General features: G+C 69.6%; 28 protein-coding genes. 15 read left to right on the forward strand and 13 right to left on the reverse strand.

The window, feature by feature from the left end:
- Positions 1 to 2: 2 nt before the first annotated feature.
- Positions 3 to 1,049, forward strand: a complete 1,047-nt coding sequence (locus OG555_RS29250) for a carbohydrate ABC transporter permease (RefSeq protein ID WP_329475763.1) — start codon at positions 3 to 5, stop codon at positions 1,047 to 1,049.
- Positions 1,046 to 1,927 carry a carbohydrate ABC transporter permease gene (locus OG555_RS29255; protein WP_329475764.1) on the forward strand — a complete coding sequence of 294 codons (882 nt, stop codon included), beginning with the start codon at positions 1,046 to 1,048 and terminating at the stop codon, positions 1,925 to 1,927. Before OG555_RS29250 ends, OG555_RS29255 begins: the two co-directional genes overlap by 4 nt.
- Here OG555_RS29255 and OG555_RS29260 read toward each other — a convergent pair whose 3' ends face one another.
- From OG555_RS29260 to OG555_RS29285, 6 genes are all read right to left on the reverse strand, one after another.
- On the reverse strand, positions 1,928 to 2,560 hold the full coding sequence (locus OG555_RS29260) for a response regulator transcription factor (RefSeq protein ID WP_329475765.1): 633 nt from the start codon (positions 2,558 to 2,560) through the stop codon (positions 1,928 to 1,930). It lies immediately after the preceding gene.
- Entirely contained in the window at positions 2,553 to 3,788 is a 1,236-nt protein-coding gene (locus OG555_RS29265) for a sensor histidine kinase (protein WP_329475766.1), read from the reverse strand. Before OG555_RS29265 ends, OG555_RS29260 begins: the two co-directional genes overlap by 8 nt.
- A gap of 12 nt (positions 3,789 to 3,800) precedes the next feature.
- Entirely contained in the window at positions 3,801 to 4,565 is a 765-nt protein-coding gene (locus OG555_RS29270; RefSeq protein WP_329475767.1) for an ABC transporter permease, read from the reverse strand.
- 236 nt (positions 4,566 to 4,801) lie between these two features.
- Complete coding sequence (locus tag OG555_RS29275; RefSeq protein ID WP_329475768.1) at positions 4,802 to 5,734, reverse strand: ABC transporter ATP-binding protein; 933 nt, start codon at positions 5,732 to 5,734, stop codon at positions 4,802 to 4,804.
- A gap of 102 nt (positions 5,735 to 5,836) precedes the next feature.
- Positions 5,837 to 6,277: an STAS domain-containing protein gene (locus OG555_RS29280; protein ID WP_329475769.1), complete on the reverse strand. Its 441-nt coding sequence runs from the start codon at positions 6,275 to 6,277 to the stop codon at positions 5,837 to 5,839.
- Positions 6,278 to 6,310: 33 nt separating this feature from the next.
- Complete coding sequence (locus OG555_RS29285; RefSeq protein WP_329475770.1) at positions 6,311 to 8,098, reverse strand: AMP-dependent synthetase/ligase; 1,788 nt, start codon at positions 8,096 to 8,098, stop codon at positions 6,311 to 6,313.
- Positions 8,099 to 8,202: 104 nt separating this feature from the next.
- Here OG555_RS29285 and OG555_RS29290 point away from each other — a divergent pair, with 104 nt between their 5' ends.
- The 7 genes from OG555_RS29290 (at position 8,203) to OG555_RS29320 (ending at position 13,740) form a co-directional block, all read left to right on the forward strand.
- Positions 8,203 to 8,670 carry a hypothetical protein gene (locus tag OG555_RS29290; protein WP_329475771.1) on the forward strand — a complete coding sequence of 156 codons (468 nt, stop codon included), beginning with the start codon at positions 8,203 to 8,205 and terminating at the stop codon, positions 8,668 to 8,670.
- Between the two features lie 11 nt (positions 8,671 to 8,681).
- The gene (locus tag OG555_RS29295; protein ID WP_329475772.1) at positions 8,682 to 9,113 is read left to right on the forward strand and encodes an SRPBCC family protein; all 432 of its coding nucleotides are present in this window, start codon (positions 8,682 to 8,684) and stop codon (positions 9,111 to 9,113) included.
- Between the two features lie 6 nt (positions 9,114 to 9,119).
- Entirely contained in the window at positions 9,120 to 10,433 is a 1,314-nt protein-coding gene (locus tag OG555_RS29300) for an ArsA family ATPase (protein ID WP_329475773.1), read from the forward strand.
- Positions 10,430 to 10,831 (forward strand): hypothetical protein, encoded by a 402-nt coding sequence (locus OG555_RS29305; protein WP_329475774.1) that lies wholly within the window; start codon positions 10,430 to 10,432, stop codon positions 10,829 to 10,831. Before OG555_RS29300 ends, OG555_RS29305 begins: the two co-directional genes overlap by 4 nt.
- Positions 10,822 to 11,796 carry an ROK family glucokinase gene (locus OG555_RS29310; RefSeq protein ID WP_329475775.1) on the forward strand — a complete coding sequence of 325 codons (975 nt, stop codon included), beginning with the start codon at positions 10,822 to 10,824 and terminating at the stop codon, positions 11,794 to 11,796. Before OG555_RS29305 ends, OG555_RS29310 begins: the two co-directional genes overlap by 10 nt.
- 64 nt (positions 11,797 to 11,860) lie before the next feature.
- Positions 11,861 to 13,003, forward strand: a complete 1,143-nt coding sequence (locus OG555_RS29315) for an ROK family glucokinase (RefSeq protein ID WP_329475776.1) — start codon at positions 11,861 to 11,863, stop codon at positions 13,001 to 13,003.
- The gene (locus OG555_RS29320; protein ID WP_329475777.1) at positions 13,000 to 13,740 is read left to right on the forward strand and encodes an endonuclease/exonuclease/phosphatase family protein; all 741 of its coding nucleotides are present in this window, start codon (positions 13,000 to 13,002) and stop codon (positions 13,738 to 13,740) included. Before OG555_RS29315 ends, OG555_RS29320 begins: the two co-directional genes overlap by 4 nt.
- 101 nt (positions 13,741 to 13,841) lie before the next feature.
- Here OG555_RS29320 and OG555_RS29325 read toward each other — a convergent pair whose 3' ends face one another.
- Complete coding sequence (locus tag OG555_RS29325) at positions 13,842 to 14,585, reverse strand: phytanoyl-CoA dioxygenase family protein (RefSeq protein ID WP_329475778.1); 744 nt, start codon at positions 14,583 to 14,585, stop codon at positions 13,842 to 13,844.
- Between the two features lie 77 nt (positions 14,586 to 14,662).
- Here OG555_RS29325 and OG555_RS29330 point away from each other — a divergent pair, with 77 nt between their 5' ends.
- A complete protein-coding gene (locus OG555_RS29330; RefSeq protein ID WP_329475779.1) occupies positions 14,663 to 15,076 on the forward strand; it encodes a hypothetical protein in 414 nt (137 codons plus the stop codon).
- A 3-nt stretch (positions 15,077 to 15,079) separates the two neighbouring features.
- Here the strand turns inward: OG555_RS29330 and OG555_RS29335 are convergent, their stop codons facing one another.
- Genes OG555_RS29335 through OG555_RS29355 form a run of 5 tightly spaced genes read right to left on the reverse strand, consistent with a single transcriptional unit; the run spans position 15,080 to position 19,114 of the window.
- Complete coding sequence (locus OG555_RS29335; RefSeq protein ID WP_329475780.1) at positions 15,080 to 15,829, reverse strand: enoyl-CoA hydratase-related protein; 750 nt, start codon at positions 15,827 to 15,829, stop codon at positions 15,080 to 15,082.
- 22 nt (positions 15,830 to 15,851) lie between these two features.
- Entirely contained in the window at positions 15,852 to 16,274 is a 423-nt protein-coding gene (locus OG555_RS29340; protein ID WP_329475781.1) for a YybH family protein, read from the reverse strand.
- An 11-nt stretch (positions 16,275 to 16,285) separates the two neighbouring features.
- On the reverse strand, positions 16,286 to 17,533 hold the full coding sequence (locus OG555_RS29345; protein ID WP_329475782.1) for an ornithine cyclodeaminase: 1,248 nt from the start codon (positions 17,531 to 17,533) through the stop codon (positions 16,286 to 16,288).
- A gap of 32 nt (positions 17,534 to 17,565) precedes the next feature.
- Positions 17,566 to 18,351: a hypothetical protein gene (locus OG555_RS29350; RefSeq protein ID WP_329475783.1), complete on the reverse strand. Its 786-nt coding sequence runs from the start codon at positions 18,349 to 18,351 to the stop codon at positions 17,566 to 17,568.
- Positions 18,344 to 19,114: an alpha/beta hydrolase gene (locus OG555_RS29355; protein WP_329475784.1), complete on the reverse strand. Its 771-nt coding sequence runs from the start codon at positions 19,112 to 19,114 to the stop codon at positions 18,344 to 18,346. The genes OG555_RS29350 and OG555_RS29355 overlap by 8 nt, the downstream gene beginning before the upstream one ends.
- Before the next feature lie 273 nt (positions 19,115 to 19,387).
- Here OG555_RS29355 and OG555_RS29360 point away from each other — a divergent pair, with 273 nt between their 5' ends.
- Positions 19,388 to 20,170 (forward strand): lysophospholipid acyltransferase family protein, encoded by a 783-nt coding sequence (locus OG555_RS29360; RefSeq protein ID WP_329475785.1) that lies wholly within the window; start codon positions 19,388 to 19,390, stop codon positions 20,168 to 20,170.
- A gap of 36 nt (positions 20,171 to 20,206) precedes the next feature.
- Positions 20,207 to 20,599, forward strand: coding sequence for a DUF2237 family protein (locus OG555_RS29365; protein ID WP_329475786.1), 393 nt, complete (start codon positions 20,207 to 20,209; stop codon positions 20,597 to 20,599).
- 66 nt (positions 20,600 to 20,665) lie between these two features.
- On the opposite strand, the gene OG555_RS29370 is transcribed toward OG555_RS29365, so the two are convergent.
- On the reverse strand, positions 20,666 to 21,649 hold the full coding sequence (locus OG555_RS29370) for a type IV toxin-antitoxin system AbiEi family antitoxin domain-containing protein (protein WP_329475787.1): 984 nt from the start codon (positions 21,647 to 21,649) through the stop codon (positions 20,666 to 20,668).
- A 199-nt stretch (positions 21,650 to 21,848) separates the two neighbouring features.
- Between OG555_RS29370 and OG555_RS29375 the strand changes: the two genes are divergently transcribed.
- The 3 genes from OG555_RS29375 (at position 21,849) to OG555_RS29385 (ending at position 25,291) form a co-directional block, all read left to right on the forward strand.
- Positions 21,849 to 23,222, forward strand: coding sequence for a class II 3-deoxy-7-phosphoheptulonate synthase (locus OG555_RS29375; RefSeq protein WP_329475788.1), 1,374 nt, complete (start codon positions 21,849 to 21,851; stop codon positions 23,220 to 23,222).
- Positions 23,219 to 24,241, forward strand: a complete 1,023-nt coding sequence (locus OG555_RS29380) for a threonine aldolase family protein (RefSeq protein ID WP_329475789.1) — start codon at positions 23,219 to 23,221, stop codon at positions 24,239 to 24,241. The genes OG555_RS29375 and OG555_RS29380 overlap by 4 nt, the downstream gene beginning before the upstream one ends.
- A gap of 72 nt (positions 24,242 to 24,313) precedes the next feature.
- Complete coding sequence (locus OG555_RS29385; RefSeq protein ID WP_329475791.1) at positions 24,314 to 25,291, forward strand: ribose-phosphate diphosphokinase; 978 nt, start codon at positions 24,314 to 24,316, stop codon at positions 25,289 to 25,291.
- The last annotated feature ends 40 nt before the right edge of the window (positions 25,292 to 25,331 follow it).

Here is a 25,331-nt window from a genome sequence, read left to right on the forward strand (position 1 = left end):
CCGTGAACCCGACCATTGGCTGGATCCGGGGACTCGCCGAGTCCTGGGGCGTCCCCACCGTACTCGTGCCGCTGGTCCCGTTCCTGCTCCTGCTGATCGTCCTGTACGCCGTCATCGGACTGGCGGCGTACGGGGCGCGGCGGAAGTGGCCGCGGGCCGACAAGACGATCGCGTTCTGGCTGTTCGTCTCGCCGTGGCTGATCGGCTTCTGCCTCTTCACGGTCGGGCCGATGGTGTCCTCGCTCTACGTCAGCCTGACCTCGTGGGACCTGATCACGCCGCCGAAGTTCGTCGGTCTGGCCAACTACACCGAGGCGTTCCAGGACCCGCGGGTCGGGCAGGCGCTCAAGGTGACCCTGCTGTACGCCGTGATCAGCGTGCCGCTGCAGGCCGTCCTGGCGTTCCTGGTGGCCCTGCTGCTGAACACCGAGCTGCCCGGGATGCGGTTCTTCCGGACCGTCTGGTACCTGCCGAGCCTGGTGTCCGGCGTGGCCCAGATGGTGCTGTTCCTGTGGGTGTTCAATCCCCAGTACGGCTTGGCGAACGACGTACTCGGCAAGGTCGGGATCGACGGGCCCGGGTGGTTCAACGATCCGTCCTGGGCGCTGCCGACCGTGATCCTGATGAGTCTGTGGACGGTCGGCGGGGCGATGGTGATCTACCTGGCCGGGCTGAAGGACGTGCCGACGAACCTCTACGAGGCGGCGGCGCTGGACGGCGCCGGGCCGGTCCGGATCTTCTGGCACGTGACGCTGCCGCAGATGTCGCCGATCATCCTGTTCAACGCGCTGACCGGGATCATCGGCGCGCTGCAGATCTTCACCCAGGGCTTCGTCGCGAAGGGCGGCCCGAAGGACTCGCTGCTGTTCTTCGTCTACTACCTGTACGACAACGCCTTCCAGAACTTCCGGATGGGCTACGCGTCCGCGCTGGCCTGGATCCTGTTCGTCGTCATCCTCGCGCTCACCCTGGTGACGGCCCGAGGCAGCGCGTTCGCCGTGTACTACGAGTCCGATCTGTCCGGTCGCCGCAAGAGGAGGACCCGATGACGGCCCTGGCCGAAGCACGTCCCGCGGTGGCGGTCCGCACCGATCGTCCGTTCTGGCGCCGGAACGTGTCCCTCACCGCCGTCCTGTACGTCGTCCTCGCCCTCGGATCGCTGGTGTTCGTCTATCCGTTCCTGTGGATGCTCGCGACATCGCTGCGGTCCCTGGCCGGAGTGGGCGGTTCCGGGGCCAGTGTGTGGCCGCACGAGTTCTTGTGGGACAACTACACCCGCGCGATCACGTCGTTCCCGTTCTGGCGGTACGCGCTGAACTCGGTGCTGACGACGTTCATCCCGATCGTCGGGACCGTGTTCTCGTGCTCGCTGGCCGGGTTCGCGTTCGCGCGGTTGCGGGTGCGGTTCTCCGGGGTCGTGTTCGCCGTCGTGCTGGCGACGATGCTGCTGCCCGGAGAGGTGACGATGGTGCCGCAGTTCATGCTGTTCAACAACCTCGGCATGATCGACACGCTCTACCCGCTGATCCTGCCGGCGTTCTTCGGGTCGCCGTTCTACATCTTCTTGTTCCGGCAGTTCTTCGCCCGGATGCCGTCCGAGTTGGCCGACGCGGCGGTTGTCGACGGGTGCGGCTGGTTCCGGACCTTCCTGCTGGTCTACCTGCCGCTGGCCCGGCCGGCCGTGGTCGCGGTGTCGATCCTGTTGTTCATGGGCTACTGGAACAACTTCCTCGGCCCGGCCATCTACATCAACTCCGACCAGTGGAAGACCCTCCCGCTCGCCCTGGCCGGCTTCCAGTCCGTCAACGGCACCGACACACCGTTGCTGATGGCAACCTCCGTGCTCATCACGCTGCCCTGCCTGGTGGTCTTCTTCGTCGCTCAGAAGCAGATCACGAACGGCATCACGTTCACCGGAGGCCGCTGATCAGTCCTGACCGAGGATGCCCAGTTCGTAGCCCTTGGCCACCGCCGCCGCGCGGTCGGTCACGCCGAGCTTGGTGAACAGGTGACTGAGGTGGGTCTTGACCGTCGCCTCGCTGATGAAGAGCTCGCGGGCGATCTCGCGATTGGAGGTGCCTTTGGCAACCAGTGCGAGGACCTGGCGTTCACGGGCGGCCAGCGGAGTCGCCGCCGGCGTCCGGACAGCGGAGACCAGCCGGGAGGCGACGGCAGGGGAGAGTACCGTGCGTCCTGCTGCCGCTTCGCGGACCCCGGTGAACAGCTCATCCTGCGGCGCGTCCTTCAGCAGGTAGCCGGTCGCGCCCGCCTCGATTGCCGGCAGCGTGTCGGTGTCGGTGTCCCACGTGGTGAGGACCAGGACCTTCGCCCGGGCGCCGCGGCGGGTCAGCTCGGTGATGGCGTCCAGTCCGCCGCCCCCGGGCATGCGCAGGTCCATCAGGATCACGTCCGGGTCGAGCTCGGCGGCCAGTGCCACCGCCTCCACGCCGTTGGACGCCTCGGCGAGCACGGTGAAGCCGGGCTCCGCCTCGAACATGCCGCGCAGACCGTTCCGGACCACTGGGTGGTCGTCGACGAGGAGGAGCGAGATCTCAGCCATGGAGCACCAACGGTACGCGAGCCGACACCGCCGTACCTGAGCCCGGCTCGGACTCCACGCTGAGCGAGCCGGCGATGCGCTCGGCGCGGGCACGCATGCCGTCCAGGCCGAAGCCGCCGGTACCGGTGCGGGTGGGTAGCGTCATCGGATCGAATCCCTTCCCGTCGTCGCGGACGTCCAAGGTGACCTCGTCGTCCATGTAGCTGAGTGTGACCCCGACGCGGGTGGCGGCCGCGTGCTTGGCCACGTTCGCCAACGCCTCCTGCGTGATCCGCAGGAGCGTCGCCGACACCTCTCCGTGCAGGTGCTGCGCCGGACCCGTGAGGGTGAACTCCGCGCGTACGCCGGTCCGCTCCGCCCACTGGTCGACCGTCTTGCGCATCGCCTCGGGGAGTCCGTCGTACGACAGGCCGACCGGAGCGAGGTTCTGCACGGAGCGGCGGGCCTCGCCCAGGCTGTGCCGGGCCAGGTCGGTGGCCCGGTTCACGTGCTCTCGCGCGGCCGCCGGGTCGGCGGTCTTCGCGACGACCTGAAGCTGGGCGATGATGCCGGTCAATCCCTGGGCGATGGTGTCGTGGATCTCGGCGGCCAGCCGCCGGCGTTCGTCGGCGATGCCCGCTTCCCTGGCCTGGATCAGGAGCTGGGCCTGCAGAGCGGCGTTCTCCTCGTGGGCCTGCTGGAGTTCGGCGATGGTGGCCGCCCGGGCCCGGGACCGTTCCTCCTCCTGGTCGGCGAAGTGCCGGACGACGGTCAGCAGGACGTTGTTGGCCAGCAGCAGGCCGGCGAACACGATCCACTTCGTCGAGTCCTCGACCGGGATGCCGCTGGTCTGGGCCCCCGCCACCGGGATGGAGCAGGCGAACAGGGCGAGCCGCTTCCAGCGCTGTGCGGGGATCAGTTCGTCGGTGTCGAAGTACCCGGCGACGGCATAGAACGCGAAGAACGGATTCAGCACGGTCAGGGCGAAGCCGATCGCCCAGCGGACGGTGTAGTACGTCGCCGAGATCCAGTTCGGTCCTGGGCGGGTGCGGGAGATCCAGCTCCACCACAACTGGAACACGAGCGCAGCCACGACCAGCCCCGCGGCCGCGATCCGGATCGCCGCGGTCGGCATGATCAGCCCGGCCGTGGCGGCCGACAGGAGCGTGGCGACGCCGAGCAGCCCGTACGGCATCCCCTTGAGGTACAGATCCCGCCGCCGGTCGAGGTCCGTGTCCGCAGTCGTCACCTGCTCAGTCTCCTACTCCCACCGGAACCAGCGAGTAGCCGCGGCCGACAGAAGGACAGCCCACGCGGCGAGGACCCCGAGGTGGGACCAGGCCGGCCAGTGGCCGGTCGACGCCTGGTCGAGGGCGCGGGCCGCGGCGCCGAAGGGAGTGAGTACGACGATGTGGGCAAGGAGGTGCGGCATCGCTCGCACGGGCAGCCACATACCCGCGCAGAACAAGCTCGGGAAGAACACCGCGGTGCCGATCGCCGTCGCGATCCGCGCCGTCCGGGCCAGCGCCGACACCAGCGCCCCCAGGGCCAAGGCAGCGGCGGCCGTGAGCAGCAGCGCGAGCGCGTAGCCGAACGCCTGCTGCGGCAGCCGTACGTCGAACGCGAGCCGGCCGATCGCCATGCAGGCCAGCGCCGACACCAGAGCCGCTGCGCCGTTCAGACCCATCTGCGCCGACAACAGCGCGGACGGGCGGACCGGAGTCGCCGACATCCGGCGCAGGATGCCGCGCTCGCGATAGCCGGTGATGACGGGTGGCATCGCCTGCAGGCCGGTCACGATCAGCGCGACCAGGACGAGGATGGGGACGTACACGTCGATCAGCCGGAGGCCGCCGAGGCCTGGGTCGGCCTTCCGGAACGACGGGATGCTGCCCAGGATCACCAGCAGCAGCGGCGGGAATCCCAGGATCCAGAAGAGGTTGCCGGGCTCGCGCCGGAAGAGCCGGGACTCCGCCCGGAGAACGGCGCGGCGTCGGTTGGTACGCGTCGGTGCTGTCGTGGTCATGGGGCCTCCCGGCCTGGACTGAGGAGCGGAGGGAGCCCGGTCATGGGGCCTCCCGATCTGGACTGAGGAGCGGAGGGAGCGAAGCGACTGGAGCGACGAGGGAAGAGCGGGAGTACCAGCCCCATGACCTGCCGCGCCGGAGGCGTGGCGATATGCACCGCGACTGGAGCGACGAGGGAAGGGCGGGAGGAAAAGCCCCATGACCCGCCGTGCCGGAGGCGCGGCCAAAAGCACTGTCATGAGGTGGCTCCGGTGAGGTCGAGGAAGGCGTCGTCCAGCGTGGCGTCGGTGACGCGGAGCTGGTGGGCCGTGATGCGGTGCCGGGCGAGGAGCGAGAGCACCGCGGTGACGGTGTCGTCGGACCCGGCCAGCGTGATCCGGCCCTCCTTGTGCTCGACGGACGCGAGCGCCGGCAGCGCGGCCAGCTCCTCGTCGTCGAGCGCTGCCGACGGGGTGAACGAGATGATGGTGGACCCCGCCGTACGGCTGATCAGTCCGCGCGGGGTGTCGAGCGCGGTGATCCGGCCCTTGTCGATCAGGGCGATCCGGTCACACAGCCGCTGCGCCTCCTCCATGAAGTGCGTGACCAGGAGGACGGTGACGCCCCGCGCGCGGACGTCCTCGACGACCTCCCAGGTGTCGCGGCGGGCGCGCGGGTCGAGCCCGGTCGTCAGTTCGTCGAGGACGACCACGCGGGGGTTGCCGATCAGGGCGAGGGCGATGAACAGGCGCTGCTTCTGGCCGCCGCTGAGGACAGCGAACCGGGTGTTCAGCTGGGCGACGAGGCCGAGGCGTTCGGCGAGTGGGCGCCAGTCGGCCGGGTTCGGGTACAGGGCGGCGTACAGCTCGAGCGCCTCGCGGACGGTGAGCTTGGCCTGCAGCTCGCTCTCCTGGAGCTGGGCGCCGAGGACCTGGGTGACGGCCGCGTGGTCGGCGATCGGGTCGAGACCGGCGACCCGGACCCGGCCGCCGTCGGGGACGCGCAGTCCCTCGACGCACTCGACCGTGGTGGTCTTGCCGGCGCCGTTCGGGCCGAGGATCCCGAAGATCTCGCCCTCCTCGACGGCGAACGACACACCGTCGACGACACTCCGGCCGCCATAGGACTTCCGCAGCTCACTGACTTCGACAACAGGCCCTCGGGCCGTCCGCACACTCTCCAAGGTCATACGACGACTCTCGCGGAGAGACCACCCCGCCCGAATCGCCCATCAGGCTCGACCGGTCGTCACCCGATCGGCTGATCCCGCAGTACGACGTCCTCGCCGTACCTAAGTCAGTGGGACTGGGCGGTGCGCGGGCAGCGCGTCCGCGAGGGTCGGGTAGTGGTCGAGCGGCCGGTCGAGTCCCGCGGCCCGGATCAGGTCGGCCAGCCACTGCCCGGCTCCGGACGCGCGCAGCCAGCCGCCGTGCTGGACGGCCAGATCGTGGGCGTCGACGAGGACGTGGAGGCCGGCCGCCTCCATCGCCGTGACGCGCCGCAGGTCGACGACAAGCTTGGACAGCTTGGTGGTGATCACGTGCCCGAGCTCGGTCCGGAACGCCGGTGCGGTGGCGACGTCGACCTGACCGGCGACGCGGACGACCGCGCACTCTCCGACCGCGCTCCAGCTGAAGACGAAGGGGCCGCTGATCTCCGTCGGCGGAGCTATGGATCCGACGACCCGTGGTGCCGTGCCACGACGGTGGCCTGCATCGTGTCGAGACTTCATGTCGTCCCCGGTACCCGCCGGCAAACCCCCGGCCTACTTGGCGTACAGGGCCTCGACGTCGGCCTCGTGGTTCTTCATCACGATATGGCGGCGCAGCGAGAGCTTCAGCGACAGCTCGCCGGACTCCTGGGTCCAGTCGGTCGGGAGGATGGAGAACTTCTTGATCTCCTCGGCGTGGGAGACCGACCCGTTGGCCTCGGTGACGGCCTTCTGGATCTCGGCGATCAGGTCCGCGTCGTCGGTCAGCGAGTCGACGTCGGTGGGCTTGCCGCGCTCGGTGGCCCAGGGGACGACGTTCTCCGGGTCGATCGTGATCAGCGCGGCGATGAACGGCTTGGCGTCGCCGACCACCATGCACTGACTGACCAGCGGGTGCAGGCGGATCTGGTCCTCGAGCACGGCCGGCGCGACGTTCTTGCCGCCGGCGGTGACCAGGATCTCCTTCTTCCGGCCGGTGATCTTGATGAACCCGTCGACGTCGAACTCGCCCAGGTCCCCGGTGTGGAACCAGCCGTCCGCGTCGATCGCGGCCGCCGTGGCCTCGTCGTTCTTCCAGTAGCCCTGCATCACCTGGCCGCCCTTGAACAGCAGCTCGCCGTCCTCCGCGACGCCGACCGTGACACCAGGAAGCGGCCGGCCCACGGTGCCGACGCGGATGTCGGCGGGCAGGTTCACCGACACCGCGGCGGTGGTCTCGGTCAGGCCGTAGCCCTCCAGCACCGGTACGCCGATGCCGCGGAAGAAGTGGCCGAGCCGGTCACCGAGTGGCGCGCCGCCGGAGACGGCGTACGCGACGTTGCCGCCGAGCACAGTGCGGAGCTTGGAGTAGACGAGCCGGTCGAACAGTGCGTGCTTGGCCTTCAGCACGAACGACGCGCCGCCCTTGTCCAGCGCCTGCGAATACGCGATCGCGGTGTCCGCGGCGGCGTCGAAGATCTTGCCCTTGCCGTCGGCGTGTGCCTTCTGGCTGGCGGAGTTGAACACCTTCTCGAACACCCGCGGGACGCTCAGGATGAAGGTCGGCTTGAACGCGCCGAGATCAGCGACCAGGTTCTTCACGTCCGAGCTGTGGCCGACCTTGACCCGCATCATCACGCAGCCGACCTGGATGATCCGGGCGAACACGTGCGCCAGCGGCAGGAACAGCAGCGTGCTCGCGCCGTTGACGTCGAACAGGTCGTCCAGCACCTTCACCGCCTGGCCGAGCTCGGCGAGGAAGTTCGAGTGGCTGATCTTGCAGCCCTTCGGGCGTCCCGTCGTACCGGAGGTGTAGATGAGCGTCGCGAGATCGTCCGCCGTGACCGCGGTCCGGCGCTTGTCGAACTCGGCGTCGGAGATCTCCTGCCCGAGGACGGTCAGCTCCTCGACCGCGCCCGCCTCGATCTGCCAGATCTCCTGCAGGGACGGCGCCTCGGCGCGGGCGGACTCGACCACCGCGCCGTGGGCAGCGTTCTCGGCGATCGCCACGACCGCCTCGGAGTCGGTCAGGATCCACTGGATCTGCGACGCCGACGAGGTCTCGTAGATCGGCACCGTGACCGCGCCGATGCTCCAGATCGCGTAGTCGATCAGGGTCCACTCGTAGCGGGTGGCGCTGAGCAGGGCGACCCGCTCGCCGTGCTTCACGCCGGCCGCGATCAGGCCCTTGGCGACGCCGGTCACCTGCCGGGCGAACTCGGCCGCGGACACGTCCAGCCAGCCGCCTTCGGCCCGCCGGCTGAAGATCGCGGTGTCGGGATGAGAGGACGCGTTCGCCCACACCGGGTCGCTCAGGCTCCCGGTGAGTGGCTCGGTCACAGCAGGAACGGTGTACTCACGCATCCGCGTCTCCTCAGTCGGTCACGAATTGTCGACGTCCGGCGCACGGTACAGTCACCTACCCACAAGTAGCCAGGTTTATGTGACCCAGGAACTAGGTTCTAGCCATGTCCACGCTCGACATCAGTTGCGACGACTTGGTCGTTGCTGATCCAGCCTACGTCGCCGAGCGGCTCGGTTCGGACACCCTCTGGCGCGAGTGGTGGCCGGACCTCACCCTGAACCCTTCCGAGCGGCGCGGCCCGGAGGGCGTCCGCTGGGCCGTCACCGGTGCCGCCATCGGTACGGCGGAGTGGTGGCTGGAGCCGGTTCGCGACGGGGTCGTCGTGCACTGGTACCTGCGCGTCGATCCGGCGAAACCGGTCCGCGGTCAGGCGCTCGCCAGGTTGAAGGAGCGGTACGTCGCGTCGTACCGGGAGCACCTGTGGCGGTTCAAGGACGAGGCCGAAGCGGGCCGCGCCGCGGGCGAGCGCCGTCCCGGATACGATCCCGCGATAGTCTCCGGGGAGGACGCCGACACCGGCGGTCCCGGCACGACTCGTCCCGACAGTTCACGCACCACCAGCGGCAGTTAAGAGGTGTATCAATGGCGGAACAGACCACCTCGACCATCGTGGTGAACGCGACTCCCAAAGAGATCATGGCGGTGATCGCGGACTTCGAGGCGTACCCGGAATGGGCCGACTCGATGCGGGAGACCGAGGTGCTGTCCACCGACGAGGCGGGCCGGCCGAAGCAGGTCAGGTTCAAGGTCGACGCCGGCGCGATCTCGGACGAGTACACGCTGGACTATGTCTGGTCCCGCAACGAGGTGACCTGGACGCTGGTGCGGGCCAAGATGGTGAAGGGGATGGACGGCGCGTATGTGTTGCGCGACCTGGGAGCGGAGGGTACCGAGGTGACGTACCGGCTGGCTGTCGACGTGGCGATCCCGATGATCGGCATGCTGAAGCGCAAGGCCGAGAAGGTCATCATCGACACGGCCCTCAAGGGCCTCAAGAAGCGCGTCGAGTCCTGATCCAGAGTGACTCGGGTTCTGCTGTACACGGGTAAGGGCGGCGTCGGCAAGACGACCTCCGCCGCGGGCACGGCCACGCTCGCCGCGTTGCGTGGGCTGCGCACGCTGGTGCTGTCGACCGACGCCGCGCATTCGCTGTCGGACGCGTTCGACTCCGAGGTCGGTCTCGAGCCGACCGAGATCGACGACCTGCTGTTCGTCCAGCAGATCGACGCGCAGCGCCGCTTCGAGCGGTCCTGGGGTGACATCCAGGCGTACCTGCGGTCGGTGCTGCACATGGTCGGGGTGGACCCGATCGAGGCCGAGGAACTGACTGTGCTGCCGGGCGCCGAGGAGGTGCTCGCGCTGCTCGAGGTGCGTGACCACGTCCGGTCCGGGCGCTGGGACGTGATCGTGGTGGACTGCGCGCCGACCGCGGAGACGCTCCGGCTGCTCGCGTTGCCGGAGGCACTCAACTGGTACATGGACCGCATCTTCAACGCCGAGCGCAAGGTGATGCGGACCTTCCGGCCGTTCCTCAGTCGTGCGTCGGGGATCCCGATGCCGGACGACACCGTCTTCGACGCGCTGCGGCGGCTGCAGAGCGACCTGTCGGACATCCGCACGCTCCTGGCCGGACCGGACGCGTCGGTGCGGCTGGTGCTGACGCCTGAGGCCGTCGTGGTGGCCGAGGCGCGGCGATCGCTGACGACCCTGTCGCTGTACGGCTACCGCGTGGACGGCGTGGTCGCGAACCGGGTCTTCCCGGCCGCAGGCGCCGACAACTGGCGGCGGCAGTGGGTCGCGGCGCAGCGCGGCATCCTCGAGGACGTGGCGGACTCGTTCCGGCCGCTGCCGATCTGGGAGTCGCCGTACCGGGCCTGTGAGCCGGTCGGCGTGGAGGAGTTGGCCGCGTTCGCAGTGGAGATGTACGGCGGGGACGACCCGTTCGCCCGTGCGACGGATGAGACGTCGCTGTGGGTGGATCGGCACATCGACACCGACGGCCGGACCTACACGCTGACGATGCCGTTGCCGCTGGCCTCCGCGAACGAGCTGGAGTTGGCGCGCCACGGTGACGAGCTGATCATCACCGTCGGGTCGTACCGGCGGGTGCTTCCGTTGCCGGCGGCACTGGCCCGCGGAGTGGTCGCGGGCGCGCGGCTGGACGACGGTCGCCTGCAGGTGCGGTTCGCGCCGCGCGAGACGGCGCGACCGGTGACTACTGAGCTGCCGAGTGGGAGCGGTCCGCTCGAGTCTGCGCAGGAGTTGGCGCAGGGTTTGACGGCAGAGTTCCACGCGCGGCTCGCCCACGAGGCCGCGATCGGGGAGGGCCGGTGAGTAGTAAGGAGCCGATCGGATCCGTCGCGGAGGAGGCGGCCAAGCTGTTCGCCGTACTCCAACAGGCCGCCGCCGGTCCCGGTGGTACGACGCGCGCCGAGCCCGCACCCGCGGACGACGAGCAGGAAACGCACGAGCACCACGCCGGCCCCGAGTGTCAGTGGTGTCCGGTGTGCCAGCTGATTCGCAAGGTCCGGAATACCAGCCCGGAGACGATCGAGCAGCTGTCGTCGGCGGCCGCGCACGTGCTCGGGTCGGTGCGATCGTTGCTGGAGGCGGCCGCAGAGGCTGGCCGGCAGACGCAGGCGGACGCAGCGTCGCGTACCGCTCAGGAGGAGCCGGTCCGGTCCCGGGTGGACCGGATCGACGTGAGTGAGGACCCCGAACCATGGGACTGACGATCGGCATCGATGTCGGCGGAACGAAGATCGCGGCCGGCCTGGTCGGACCGGACGGAGTGATCGGTGCCCGCGCGAATCGCGACACCCCGGCGGACTCGGTCGACGGCACCGCCGCGGCGATCTGCGACGCGGCCGCCGAACTGATCGCCGGGCACGACGTGGAGGCGGTCGGGATCGGCGCCGCCGGGTTCGTCTCGTCGGACCGGTCGACCGTGCTGTTCGCGCCGAACCTGGCCTGGCGGAACGAGCCGCTCGGCGCCCGGGTCGCGGACATGCTGAAGATCCCCGTGGTGGTCGAGAACGACGCGAACGCCGCGGCCTGGGGCGAGTTCGCCTTCGGCGCCGCGAAGAACGTCCAGGACATGGTCTGCATCACGGTCGGCACCGGGATCGGCGGTGGGGTCGTGCACGACGGCGAGCTGCTGCGCGGCGCCCATGGTGTCGCGGCCGAGCTCGGGCACATGCGCGTCGTACCCGGTGGGCATCGGTGTGGTTGTGGGGCGCGGGGCTGCCTGGAGCAGTACGCGTCCGGGCGGGCGCTGGTGCGAGAGGGCCGGGCGCAGGCGGAGTCGGGTTCGCTGAGCGCGATGCAGATGCTGAGCGTGTGCGGGATCTCCGACCCGGCCGAGCTGACCGGGCCGATGATCACCAAGGCGGCGGCCGCGGGCGATCCGTGCGCGGTGGAGCTGCTGGAGGAGCTCGGACGGTGGCTGGGCGAGGGGCTGGCGAGTCTCGCGACCCTGTTCGACCCAACGCTGATCGTCGTCGGCGGTGGCGTGAGCGCGGCGAAGGAGCTGCTGCTGACGTCTGCCGAGACGGCCTTCGAGAAGGTCCTCCCGGCCAAGGCGAACCGTCCGCACCCGACGTTCAGCGTGGCCGAGCTGGGCAACGACGCGGGCCTGATCGGCGCCGCCGACCTGGCCCGCCACCCGGCCCCCGTTCCGGAGAAAACCCGGTCATGACCGGGACACGGGATACTGGAGGTAGTCCGGCGGGGGCTGGGGGTACGGCGAGGAGGGTCGTGCAGTGGCTCTGACGCAGGCTTTGACGATCGGGATCGACATCGGCGGGACCAAGGTCGCCGCCGGCGTGGTCGACCCCGAGGCCAACATCCTGGACCGGGTACGGCGGGACACGCCGACGACGGACCCGAAGGAGACCGAGGACGCGATCGCGGAGATCGTCCACGATCTGGAGTCCCGGCACGACGTGATCGCCGTCGGCATCGGCGCGGCCGGATTCGTCGACGGGACGCGGTCGTCGGTGCTGTTCGCACCGCACCTCGCCTGGCGGCACGAGCCGCTGCGGGACGCGGTCGAACGCCGGCTCGGCCTCCCGGTCGTGGTCGAGAACGACGCCAACGCGGCCGCTTGGTCGGAGTGGCGGTTCGGTGGCGGTCAGGGCGAGAGCCACCTGGTCTGCGTGACGCTCGGGACCGGTATCGGTGGCGCGATCCTGAACGACGGCTCGTTGCAGCGCGGGAAGTTCGGCATCGCCGGTGAGTTCGGGCACATGCAGGTCGTGCCGGGTGGTCATCGCTGCGAGTGCGGCAACCGCGGCTGCTGGGAGCAGTACGCGTCCGGCAACGCGCTGACCCGGGAGGCGCGCGAGCTGGCGCGGTCCGGCTCACCGGTGGCGCACAACCTGCTCCGCGCGGCCGGTGGCGATCCGCGCAAGATCAACGGCCCGATGGTGACCGAGCTGGCCAAGGACGGCGACCCGGTCGCGGTGGAGCTGCTCGAGGACGTCGGCCGCTGGCTCGGCATCGGGCTCGCCAACCTGGCCGCCGCGCTCGACCCCGGCACCTTCGTGATCGGTGGCGGCGTGTCGGACGCGGGTGAGTTGCTGCTGGCGCCGGCGCGGGACGCGTTCAAGCGGACGCTGACCGGTCGTGGGTTCCGCCCGGAGGCGCGGATCGTGCGCGCCGTCCTCGGACCGGAGGCCGGCCTCGTCGGCGCGGCCGACCTGGCCCGGGAAGAGGCGACCTGGCTGCGCCGGGTCCGCGTCAAGACGACCGCCGTCACCGCGAAGACAGCCGCCGCCCGCAGCCGCTCCACCCGCCTCGAACGAGCCGCTCGCAAGTCGGCCGGCCGTCGTACCGGAATGCGCGCCGCGGCCGCCGACGCCGACCTGCACCACGCCGACCTGAACGGCGACCCCGAGGCATGAGTCACGAGCCCACCGACGACGGCTCGAAGCTGGGTCCCGTCGGTGGTACGGCGGTGCTGCGGGTGCTGTCGTACAACGTGCATCGGTGGGGTGACGACCGTACGGCGCTCGCGCGGGTGGTGAGGGCGTGCGCGCCGGACGTCATGCTGGTGCAGGAGGCGCCGACCTGGTGGGGGACCCAGCGGAAGCGGCGGGCGATGGCGGCGAGCGTCGGGATGCGGTACGTCGTCGGCTCGGCCCGCAACGCGATCCTGGTTGCCGACGGCACCGATCTGACCGAACCGCTGCACTGGCGGATCTGGCGGCCGTTCGTCCGCCGGCGGCTGAACTTCATCGCCACCCAACTGCCCGGCGGCGCCGTCGGTGGTCACGTCTCGCTCGGCTCGACCCGGCTCGCCCTGGTCGTCTGCCACCTCGGCCTGCACATCCGCGGCCGCCGGCACGAACTCGAACAGGTCCTGAAGGGCTGCCGCTCCTTCAACCTGCCCTACCTGCTGGCCGGCGACCTCAACGAGGAACCCGACGGCCCGGTCTGGAAACGCCTCGCCGAGGAAGGCCTCACCGATCTCGGCGCCGACGCCGGCCCCACCTTCAGCTCCACCAACCCCCACAAACGCATCGACGGCGCCCACCTCTCACCAGCCCTGAGCGGCCGCATCCTGCCCACCCCGGCCACCCGCGAAGACCTGGCCGCCGCCTCCGACCACCTCCCGCAACTCATCGAGCTCACCGCCTAGCCGCCGCGACCCACCCGCCCGGCGGCTCGGGCGCGCCACTTTGTGCACCGGATCCGCAGTCGACCGCTTCCGCCGTACGGATCTCGTGCACAAAGCCGAGCTCAGGAGCGGAACTCCAGGAGGGGGTTGGTGACGGCGTCACGCCAGTTGGCGCGGTGGTTGGTGGCCTGGAGGCGGTAGTAGAGGGTTTCGCGGCGTACGTCGTCTGCCGCGCCGGAGTGGCCGCCGATGTTGTGTGCCAGCAGGTAGTGGGCGAAGAGGACGCTGCCGGCCGGGCCCGTGGCCTGGATGGGGTCGCCGAGGGGGATCTTCGGATAGGGCCCGGGGTTCATCTCGTCGAGGCGAGTGAGGGCGTCAGCGCCGTGCTCGGCGAGGTAGGCGCCGAGCCGGAGATGCGTGCCGGGCCAGATATAGAGGTTGCCGCGGTCGGGCTCGTCATGGCCGGTCAGCCACAGTCCGGCGAGCATGCTGAACGTCCCCGGCGTGCCGTCGTCGAGACAGGGCGTGATCCCGTCGACGTGCGGCCCACCCGGCCGATGCGGCCACGGCGGAATCGTCGTCGCGACCTGCGCGAAGTCCGGCTCCTGTACGTCGAGATCCGCCCGCAGGAACTGCCCGGCCAGCTCCGCGATCCCGGCCGACCGATACAGCTCGAGCAACGGATGCCCACCGTCGAACCGCGGCCACAGAAAGTGCGCCCCGACTCCCGTAGGCGGCTCGCACTCCAGCATTCGCGCGACGACCTGCCGTCCCACCGCGACCTCGTCGTCGGTCAGCACCGCCGGGACAACGACGTACCCCTGCTCCCGAAACTGCGCCCGCTGCCCCTCGGTGATCTCCGGCATGCCAGCCAGTCCACCAGTGGCCTCCTGCACCGGCAAACGAATTACTGCGCCGGTCGCCGGGCCGGAGCCTGCCCTCCATGATCAGCTGCCGGATCCCCTGTACGTCGAACCACGCGGCCCAGCAGGTACACGGCCAGGACCTCGTTCACGCTGCCCAGCCGAGCCGCGTCGAGCTGGCAATAGTCGATGGCGCCGGCGAGGCAGGCTACGAGCGCCGGCTCTTCGAGGCGACCAAGCTGTACTCCGGCAAGGAGGACGAGGCGCAGGCGTACCCGGACTGGAAGGTGTGGATCGACCCGTCGCTCGGCAACGAGGTCGCGACGCTGCAGACCAACATCGAGAACTACGTGCAGCAGAACTCGCTGCAGTTCATCACCGGCTCGAAGGACCTGAACAAGGACTGGGACGCCTATGTGAGGGGTCTCGACGGTCTCGGCCTGAAGCGCTACCTGGAGATCCAGCAGACCGCCTACGACAAGGTGCCGAAGTAGCGGCTAGCCTCGCTTGCGGTTCAGGAAGGCGAGCATCGCTTCCTGGGCCGCGGGGGAGCCGAACAGGTCGGCGGACAGCCCGGCGAGGTCCTTGCCGCGGGCATCGATGTCGGCGACGAGCTCGCGGTTGAGCAGCTTCTTGCTCTCCCGGAGGCCCTGCGGGGCGCCCTTCAGGAGCGACTGCACGACCGCGTCGACCGTGACGTCCAGCTCCCCGTCGGGCACCGCGCGGGTGACGAGACCGAGGCCCGCCGCCTCGATCCCGTCGAAGCCGTTGCCGGTGAGGAAGGTGTACGACGCCGCGCGGTCGGTCAGCCGGGGGAGCACGGTGAGCGAGATCGTCGCCGCGGCCAGCCCCAGCCGGACCTCGGTCAACGCGAACGTGGCGCTCTCGCCGGCGATGCTGATGTCGGCCGCCGCGACGATCCCGATCCCGCCCGCGCGCACCGGCCCGGCAACCCGCGCCACCACCGGCTTGGGGTTGGCGACGATCGCGCGCTGTACGTCGACCATCCGCTGCGCGCCGACACCCATGCCGACCGTGGTCGCCTCGGACAGATCGGCGCCGGAGCAGAACACGTCCAGCGCCGAGCGGATCACGATCACCCGGACCAGTTCGTCGGTCCCGGCGCTGTCCAGCCGCTCCAGGAGCTCGCCGGTGAGCTGCTGGGAGAGCGCGTTCTTGTTGTGCGGGGAGTCCAGCGTGATCGTGGCCACGCCGTCGGTCACATCCAGCTGCACGAGCTCGGTCATGCCCACATCCAACACCACCCGGTCAGGGTCCCGACGGCGATGCGGTAGGGCTGAGCGGATCGGCGTGCCGGTGGGCGATCTTCCACTCGCCGTCCTCGGCGCGGAAGACCATCGTGGCCCGCAGCACGTGCGGGACCGCCTCGGGCTGGCTCAGATGCCGGACGGTGCAGCGTTCGATCGCGACGGTGTAGGCGGTATCGGAGCCGACGTGCTTCTCGAGGTACTCGAACTCGACCTTCGCGCCACTCGGCCGGAACTGCGAGGCGGCCCACGCGTACCGCGGCCCGATCTGCGACCAGCCGACCTCCTGGCCCCCGAACCCACCGAAGATCGAGCTCTGCTCGCTCCGCGACACCAACGGCAGCCACAACGAGGCATCGCCATTGACGAAGGCCGTGTTGGCCTCCTCGAACCGGATCAGGAAGGCCTCGAAGCTCTGTGACATCGCCAGGCAGTCTACTTGACCTCGGCGTACGTCGGGGACAGTTCGCGGGCCAGGTGTTCGACGAAGAGGCCGACGTCGGTGACGATGCCGTGGGCGTGCGACGAACCACGGTCGGCCAGCTTGGTCACCGTGGCCGGGTTGATGTCCACACAGGTCAGCGGGATGGACGCCGGCAAGATGTTGCCAGTGGCAACGGAATGCAGCATCGTCGCGGCCATCAGGCAGTAGCCGACGCCGGGCAGCTCGGCGCGCATCGCGCGCTGGCCCTCGAGCACGTCGGTGTACACGTCGGGCAGTGGGCCGTCGTCGCGCACGGATCCGACCAGGACGAACTTCTTGCCCGTCTTCACCAGCGCGTGCATCACGCCCGAGGTGAGCACCCCCTGGTCGACCGCGGCCGCGATCGAACCCGCCTTGCGGATCGTGTTGATCGCCCGGATGTGGTGCTCGTGACCGTGCTCGACCCCGCGGCCCCGGTCCAGGTCGACGCCCAGCGACGTGCCGTAGAGCGACGACTCGATGTCGTGCGTGGCGAGTGCGTTCCCGGCGAAGAGGACGTCGACGAAACCGGCCTCCACCAGCGCGACCATGGCCGGTGCCGCGCCGGTGTGGACGATGCCTGGGCCGCCGACCCAGAGCACCTTCTCGCCGTTCGCCTTCGCCTCGCGCATCCCGTCCGCGACCTGGCGGACCAGGACCCGCTGGGGCTTCTCGCTGGAGACGTCCGACTCCATGAAGCCGAATCCGCCCTCGGGGGTCTCGGCGAGCGGGGGCGTGACCCGGACGCCCTGGGCGCTGGTGATGATTCGCATGCCGCCCAGCACCTCCGACATCGGGATGGTGCGGACGTCATCCCCCTCGACCAGCAGGCCGCAGTCCATCTCCGGGTTCCGCACCTGGACCCAGTGGCCGTGCAGCCGGACGCTGGTCGGCAGGTTGGTGGTCGAGTAGAAGCCGTCCGGGAAGACGCCGTCCTGGGTGACCTCGGTGATCTCGGGCTCGCCCGGGTTGACCAGGTTCGCGCCCTTGGTCTGGATCCGCATCAGCAGCCGCTGGAGGGCTTCCTCGTCCTCGGCGCCGACCGTCATCCGGACCGTGGACGGGTCGTCCTTGTCGTAGCCGAGGTCGAACTTGTCCAGCGTGTATTCACCGCCGTACCCGCGGATGTCGTCGAGGACTCGGGACAGCAGCCCGGTGTCCATCAGGTGGCCGGTGATCTCGACGGTCTCGGTGACCTGCACGGGTACCTCCCTCGGCATTCGTCGGATTGTCCGACGATCCGCACTCTAACTCAGACCACGGCCCCGTCATCGGGAGTGTCATCTGGTGGTAACCGATCCTTCATCCGGATGACCAGGGTGAGGAAGCCGCCGACGAAACCGACCACTGCGAGGGTCGTGATCCGGCCGGTGCCGAATTCGAGCACCGCGGCCGCGATCAGCAGCAACGGGCCGCCGATCAGGCCGAGCCAGGCGAGCCGGCTGATCCAGTCCAGCCGCGGACCGCGCGGCGGCTCCGGCGGGACGAAGTGGTCGTGCGGGTCGTCGGCCTTCTTCGCCGGCTCCTCGTCCTCGTCCGCGGCCTTGTCCTCGAAGGTCAGACTCGCCGGTACGTCGATCAGCGGCTCGTACTTCTCGTCGACGTCCTCACTGGCCGGCCACCGCGGCACCGCGGTGTCGCCGCTGTCGTGCCCGGGTGCGGACGGTGCGCTGAACTGCTCGACCAGCGACGCCCACTCGGCGTCCTCGGTGCTCCGCTCGATCACCGGCCGGGCCCGGTCCACCGCGTCGGCGTCGACGAAGATCTCCTCGAACCCGGCCGGCACCGCCGCCGGTTCCTCGGCCTTGGCCGGGGCTTCGGGCTTGTCGGTCGCCTCCGCCTCGGCCCGCGGCTCGTCGGCGGAGTCCGGCGTACGGGCGTCGACCTCGGACGTCTCCGTGGTCCGGGCCTCGCCGGGAGATCCGCAGTACGCGGCGATGCCGGCGTCGGCCAGGGCGGCCAGCACCGGCTCGGCGACGAGTGGGTCGATGCCGCCGAGTGAGCTGTACTGCGCCGCCGTCAGTCCGTTGTCACGCATCGCTGCGACCGCTCAACCGGTGGATGAAGGCCGCGGAATCGGCGAAGATCCGCGGAGCGTCGTTGTCCAGAGTTGCCACGTGATAGCTGTCCTCGAGCAGGGTCTCGGTCACGTCGCGGGACGAGATCGAGGACAGCACCGTCCGCCCCGAGCTCGGTTCCACCACATGATCGACAGTACTGCGGAACAGCAGCACCGGCTGCGTCACCTTCGCGAGATCGTCCCGGGTGAGCTGCCAGAGCTGGGACAGCGAGTGCAGGGCGCGCAACGGCATCCGGTCGTACGCGCCCTCGTCGGCACCCGGCTTCTTGATGTCGTTCGAGATGCCCGGGAACGACGGCACCAGCCGGGACAGCACCGGCAGCAGCACCAATCGCTTGTCGTCGGTCCGCACCGACGGGTTGATCAGGACCAGACCGGAAATGTCCGCGCTGTGCTCCTCGGCCAGCCGCAGGACCAGGCAGCCGCCCATCGACAGTCCGGCCAGGAACACCTGGTCGTGCTCCTTGCGCAACCGCTCCAGCTCGTTGTCCAGGACGGCGTACCAGTCCGGCCAGCCGGTCTTGTTCATCTCCTGCCAGGTGGTCCCGTGACCGGGCAGGCGTGGCACGGCGACGCCGTACCCCTCGGCGGCCAGGTGTTCGGCGAACGGACGCATCGACTTCGGTGACCCGGTGAATCCGTGACTGAGCAGGACTCCGATGGCGGCGTTCTCCCCGGTCCCGGGACTGCGGTATTCCTCCGCGTGGCCTTGCACTGGCACGTCGACTCCTCGCCGGTCAGGGTCCTCACAGGCGGCCAGATCACGGCCGGGGTCACGGCTGGATCTGTGCGCCAGCCCATGGTCGCATCTGGGCTGCGTCCAGTCTGCATCCAGGTGACAACACGGTGAGCAACACCCGGATTCCTGGCGGTGACATTGCCTGTGGGGGAAGCTGGAACGTAATGTCCTGCACCGACGGTGGGCGCCGGCGCTGTCGCAACTGTCGCCGCGGGCGGACACTGGGTACTGGGCCGAGTGTGACGTGACGGACGAGTGACGGAGGTGAAGGCGATGCTGTACCTGTTCCTCAGGCGGTTCCTGGTCGCACCGTTGGTGAAGCTGCTCTTCCGCCCCAAGGTGACCGGACTGGAGAACATCCCGTCCGAGGGTCCGGCGTTGCTGGTCTCCAACCACCTGGCGTTCTGCGACTCGATCTTCCTCCCGGTCGCCGTCCCCCGGCAGATCGTCTTCCCGGCCAAGTCGGAGTACTTCACCGCGCCCGGGCTGAAGGGGAAGCTGGTCGCGACCTTCTTCCGGTCGGTCGGCCAGATCCCGATCGACCGCTCCGGCGGGCGGGCCTCGCTGGCCGCGCTGAACACCGGCCTGGACATCCTGAAGAAGGGCGAGCTGTTCGGGATCTACCCCGAGGGCACCCGCTCGCCCGACGGCCGGCTCTACAAGGGCAAGACCGGCGTCGCCCGGATGGCGATCGTGGCCGGTGTGCCGGTGATCCCGGTCGCGATGATCGACACCGAGAAGCTGCAGCCGCCGGGCACGATCTGGCCGCAGTGGCTGATCCGTGAGCCCGGCCGCCGGATTCCCCGGCTGGTCCGCCCGGGCGTGGCGATCGGCAAGCCGCTGGACTTCTCCCGCTACGAGGGCATGGAGCGGGACCGGTTCGTGCTCCGCTCGGTCACCGACGAGATCATGTACGCGCTGATGGAGCTGTCCGGCCAGGAGTACGTCGACATGTACGCCGACAAGGCCAAGGAACTGATCAAGGCCGGCGAATCGATCGACGAGCACGTTCGCCTCCGCGACACCAAGGCCAGCTGACGGTCTTTTGCCGCCCGTCCGGGTCAGGATGTCGCCATGGACAGCGACCTGAACGTCCTCGGCGAACCGCTGGAGGAGTGTGGGACCGAGCCGGTCACCGGCTTCTACCGGGACGGCTGCTGCACGAGTGGCCCGGAGGATCTCGGGAGTCACACGGTCTGCGCCGTGATGACGGCGGAGTTCCTCGCCCATCAGACGTCGGTCGGAAACGACCTGGTCACCCCGCGCCCGGAGTTCGGCTTCCCGGGTCTGAAGCCGGGTGATCGCTGGTGCGTGGTCGCGGTCCGCTGGCTGCAGGCATACCACGCCGGCGCCGCGGCCCCCGTCGTACTGGCGTCGTCCCACGCCCGCTCCCTGGACACCATCCCCCTGTCAGTCCTCCGCGAACACGCCGTCGACGTCCCCGCCGACCCCGGCTCCCTCACCTGACCTCCGGGCTTCCCAGTCGTAGGAGGGTTTTCACCGAATAGCGCCAGAAACCCTCCACCGAGGTGCTCAAAAGCCTCCACGAGCGGAGCAGATCGGCGAGCACGGGGTGAGGACGCCGGGCCAGCCGCGGAGGGTGAGCGCCGCGGCGATCTGGCCGGCGGCGGCACAGGGGTCGGAAACCAGCTGGTACCCGAAGCGGAGCGTGATCTTGCCTTGGAGCATCGCGGTGTTGTCCCGGCGCATGTCCCGCCAGGTCGACATGGCGTCAGCATGACCCATGCGACCGTCGACCTCGGCGATCACGTCGTACGGAACGTACTCGACGTCGCGGTAGTTGACCTGCTTGCCGTAGGTCGCGCGGACTTGCCGGTTGGCAGCTGGCAGACCGTGGGCACGCTCGACGCGGATCAGGTAGGTCTGCTCGAGGAACGACTGCACACCGGACGCGGCGTCCGAGAGGACCTGCAGCAGCGTTGCCCGCCCACGGAGTCGCGGGAGGCGGGCCAACTCGGCGAGCAAACGGTCCGGAGTCGTACGCCGTTGCCGGCAGACGTCGAGAACAAGCGCCACCCGTCGATCCGGAGCGACACGACCGGCAGCCGCGGTCAGCACCGCCACCTCCAGTCGAACCACGCTCGGCTCGCGCCCGTCCTGGAGCCACGAAGGGAAGTCTTGGTGACGGGTGATCCGGATGCCGGACCGACGCTCCAGCTTGCGGCTCTGAGGAACCGCGAGCTGGATCGTCCGATCGTCCCAGTCGCCGCTGAGCCCGTGCCATCGCAACGCGGTCTCACCGGTCAAAGCGGCTTCCGGGCCGCACGCCAGCCAAGCGGCCCACGCCCTGGTCGCCCACGGCAAGGGGCCGGTGAAGTCCACGTAGACGCCTTGATGGATTCGCCGGATCTGCCGATTCCGGCATCGCCGCGCCAGCGTGCTGTCGTCGATCCCGCTCGCGACCGCTTGGGCGCGGCTGAAAGCACCCTGCTGCCGACCGCGCAGCTCGACGAACCGCCGCACCAGCTCGTCGTCCGCCTGTTGTAATCCCTCCACACCGACAACATGCCCGCGACACCGGGCCCGTTGGACGATGACTTGCCCCCTGTGGACAGCCTCGCCGGACCTTGGTGGGCTTTGCGGCGCTCAGGGGGTATTTCCCTCCTAGATCGGGAGGGAGATCCTCCCCACTTCGCGTCGTGGGGTGGTGAGACGGGTTACGGAGGGGGTGGTGGGGCTGGCTTAGGCTGAGCGCATGCAATTTGCGACGTTGACGGCGGGGGAAGTGCCGGGGGTTCCGAGTCTGGACGAGTTGCGGGCGTTGAAGCCGCTGCAGCAGCCGGAGTGGCCGGACGCGGCGGTGCTGGATCAGGTGATCGGCGAGCTGCGGAAGCTGCCGCCGCTGGTGTTCGCGGGTGAGTGCGACGACCTGACCACGAAGATCGGGGCGGTCTCGCGCGGCGAGGCGTTCATCCTCCAGGGCGGCGACTGCGCGGAGACCTTCGAAGGTGTGACCGCGGAGAACATCCGGGCCAAATTGCGGGTTCTGCTCCAGATGTCCGTCGTACTCCAGTACGCCGCGAGCGTGCCGGTCGTGAAGGTCGGCCGGATCGCGGGTCAGTACGCCAAGCCGCGGAGCTCGGGCCTGGAGACGCGGGACGGTGTCACGCTGCCGACGTACCGCGGGGATGCCGTCAACGGGCTCGAGTTCACCCCCGAGGCGCGGATCCCGGATCCGCAGCGCCTACGGGGCGTCTACAACGCGGCCGCTGCGACGCTTAACCTGACTCGCGCGTTCACCACCGGTGGGTACGCCGACCTGCACCAGGTGCACGCGTGGAACACCGACTTCGTGAAGTCGTCGCCGGTCGGGCGCCGCTACGAGCAGCTGGCGTCCGAGATCGAGCGGGCGCTCGCCTTCATGCGGGCCTGCGGCGCAACCTCGGACGAGTTCCGGACGGTCGACTTCTACGCGTCACACGAGGCGCTGATCCTCGAGTACGAGCACGCCCTGACCCGGATCGACTCGCGCACCGAGCAGCCGTACGACGTCTCCGGTCACCTCCTGTGGGTGGGGGAGCGGACGCGGCAGCTGGACGGCGCACACGTCGAGTTCCTGGCCTCGCTGACGAATCCGCTGGGCGTGAAGATCGGGCCGACCACGACGCCGGAGTACATCCGGACCCTGATCGACAAGCTGAACCCGAAGGGGATCGAGGGCCGGCTCACGTTCATCACCCGGATGGGCGCGGGCAAGATCCGCGCGGCGCTGCCGCCGCTGCTGGAGGCCGTCCGGGACCACGGTTCGCCGATCGCGTGGGTGTGCGACCCGATGCACGGGAACACGTACGAGACGCCGAACGGGTACAAGACCCGCAACTTCGACGACGTCATGGACGAGGTGCAGGGGTTCTTCGACGCCCACGAGCAGGTCGGCACCTGGCCGGGCGGCGTGCACATGGAGCTCACCGGGGACGACGTGACCGAGTGTCTCGGCGGTGGTGAGGAGCTGGTCGCGGAGGATCTCGTGAATCGGTACGAGACCGCCTGCGACCCGCGACTGAATCGGCACCAGTCGCTGGAGCTGGCCTTCCTGGTCGCCGAGCGGCTGCGTGGCGTGCGGGCATGATCGATCTGCGGTCCGACACGGTCACCCGCCCGTCGGCGGGGATGCTGGCCGCGATGACGTCCGCACCGGTCGGGGACGACGTGTACGGCGAGGACCCGACGATCAACCGGCTCGAGGAGACAGTCGCCGGGCTGCTCGGGCATGAGGCCGGGCTGTTCACCGTGACCGGGACGCTCGCGAACATGCTCGGCGTACGGGCGCTGGTGCCTCGCGGTGGCGAGGTGCTGTGTGAAGCGAGTGCGCACATCGTTCGCGCCGAGCTCGGCGCGCACGCGGCCGTCAGCGGGGTCACCACGCGGACGTGGTCAGCGCCGGCGGGACAGATCGACCTCGAGCAGATCCGCGCGCTGATCGCTCCGGACCTCGGCCCGTACTTCGTCACCACCTCGGCGGTCTCGGTCGAGAACACCCACAACTTCGGTGGTGGGGCCATCCAGCATCAGTACGACGCTCTCGCCGACGAACTGGACGCCCGCGGCCTGCCGCTCCACCTGGACGGCGCCCGGCTGTGGAACGCGTCCGTGGCCGCCGGTGTCCCGGCCTCGGCGTACGCCTCCCGCGCTGCCGCCGTGAGCGTCTGCCTCTCCAAGGGCCTCGGTGCGCCCGTCGGCTCCGTCCTGGTCGGCTCGACTGAGCTGATCCGTGAGGCGCGTGTCTGGCGCAAGCGCCTGGGCGCCGGCTGGCGACAGGCGGGCGTCCTGGCCGCCGCCGGCCTCTACGCCCTCGAGCACAACGTGGAGCGCCTCGCCGAAGACCACGCCAACGCCCGCCTGATCGCGGAAACCCTGGCCGACGCCGCCCCCGGCTCGGTCAAACCCGACCAGGTGGAAACCAACATCGTCGTGGCCGACCTCTCCGCCACCGGCACACCCGTGCCTCAAGTGGTCGAGTCCGCCCGCTCCGCAGGTCTGTTGGTCAGCGGCGTCGGCCCCACTCACCTCCGCGTGGTAACCCACCTCGACGCATCGACCGAAGACTGCCGCGCCGCCGCGGAAACCCTCGCCCGCCTGGTCAATTGAGCACCGAGGTCTTGATCAGCCGAGCCCCGAGATAGGGTGCAGATGTCGGGGTCGCAGCGTTCGGGGAGAGCCGTGCGAGAGATCGTCGTGTTCAGCGGAAGTGCCCATACTGGTTTGGCGGAGCGGATCTGTGCCGATCTCGGCGTACCGCTCGCACCGGTGGAAATCCATCGTTTCAGCAACGACTGTCTGCAGGTGCAACTGCAGGAGAACTGCCGGCAGCGGGACGTGTACATCGTGCAACCGCTGGTGCCGCCGACGCAGGAGCACCTGATGGAGCTGCTGCTGATGATCGACGCCGCGCGCGGTGCGTCGGCCCAGCAGATCACCGCCGTGATGCCGCACTATGCGTACGCGCGGTCGGACAAGAAGGACTCCTCGAGGATCTCGATCGGCGGCCGACTGGTCGCCGACCTGCTGGTGACGGCCGGCGTCGACCGCGTCTTGACCATGGCCCTGCACGCGCCCCAGGTGCACGGCTTCTTCTCGGTCCCGGTCGATCACCTCACGGCGATCGGCGTACTCGCGGACCACTTCCGCGACCACGATCTGACCGACACCGTCGTCGTCAGCCCGGACCTGGGCAACGCGAAGACGGCGACGCTGTTCGCCCGGCTGCTCGGCCTCCCGGTCGCGGCGGGCAGCAAGCAACGCCTGGCCGACGACCGCGTGGTGATCGACGCGATCGTCGGCGACGTGGCCGGCAAGCGGGCGATCATTCTCGACGACGAGATCGCCACCGGCGGCTCGATCATCGAGCTGCTGGACCGCCTGAAGGACCGCGGCTGCACCCAGGCGGCCGTCGCCTGCACCCACGGCCTGTTCGCCGGCGCCGCGGTCGAGCGGCTGCGATCGCACCCGTCGATCACCGAGGTGATCAGCACCGACACCGTGCCGCGCCCGGCCGGCTTCCCCGAACTCCAGGTCAGCTCGGTCGCCGGCCTGTTCGCCGAGGCCATCAAGCGCATCCACGAGGGCGAATCCGTCAGCAGTCTCTTCGACGGCGTAGACCCCACCCACGCCCCACCCCAACCCAAACTCCCGTTCTGACAACTGGGTCCAACCCACGCGCGATCGACTGGTCGGCGTC

The sequence above is a fragment of the Kribbella sp. NBC_01484 genome, from assembly GCF_036227145.1.
Classification (GTDB): Bacteria; Actinomycetota; Actinomycetes; order Propionibacteriales; family Kribbellaceae; genus Kribbella.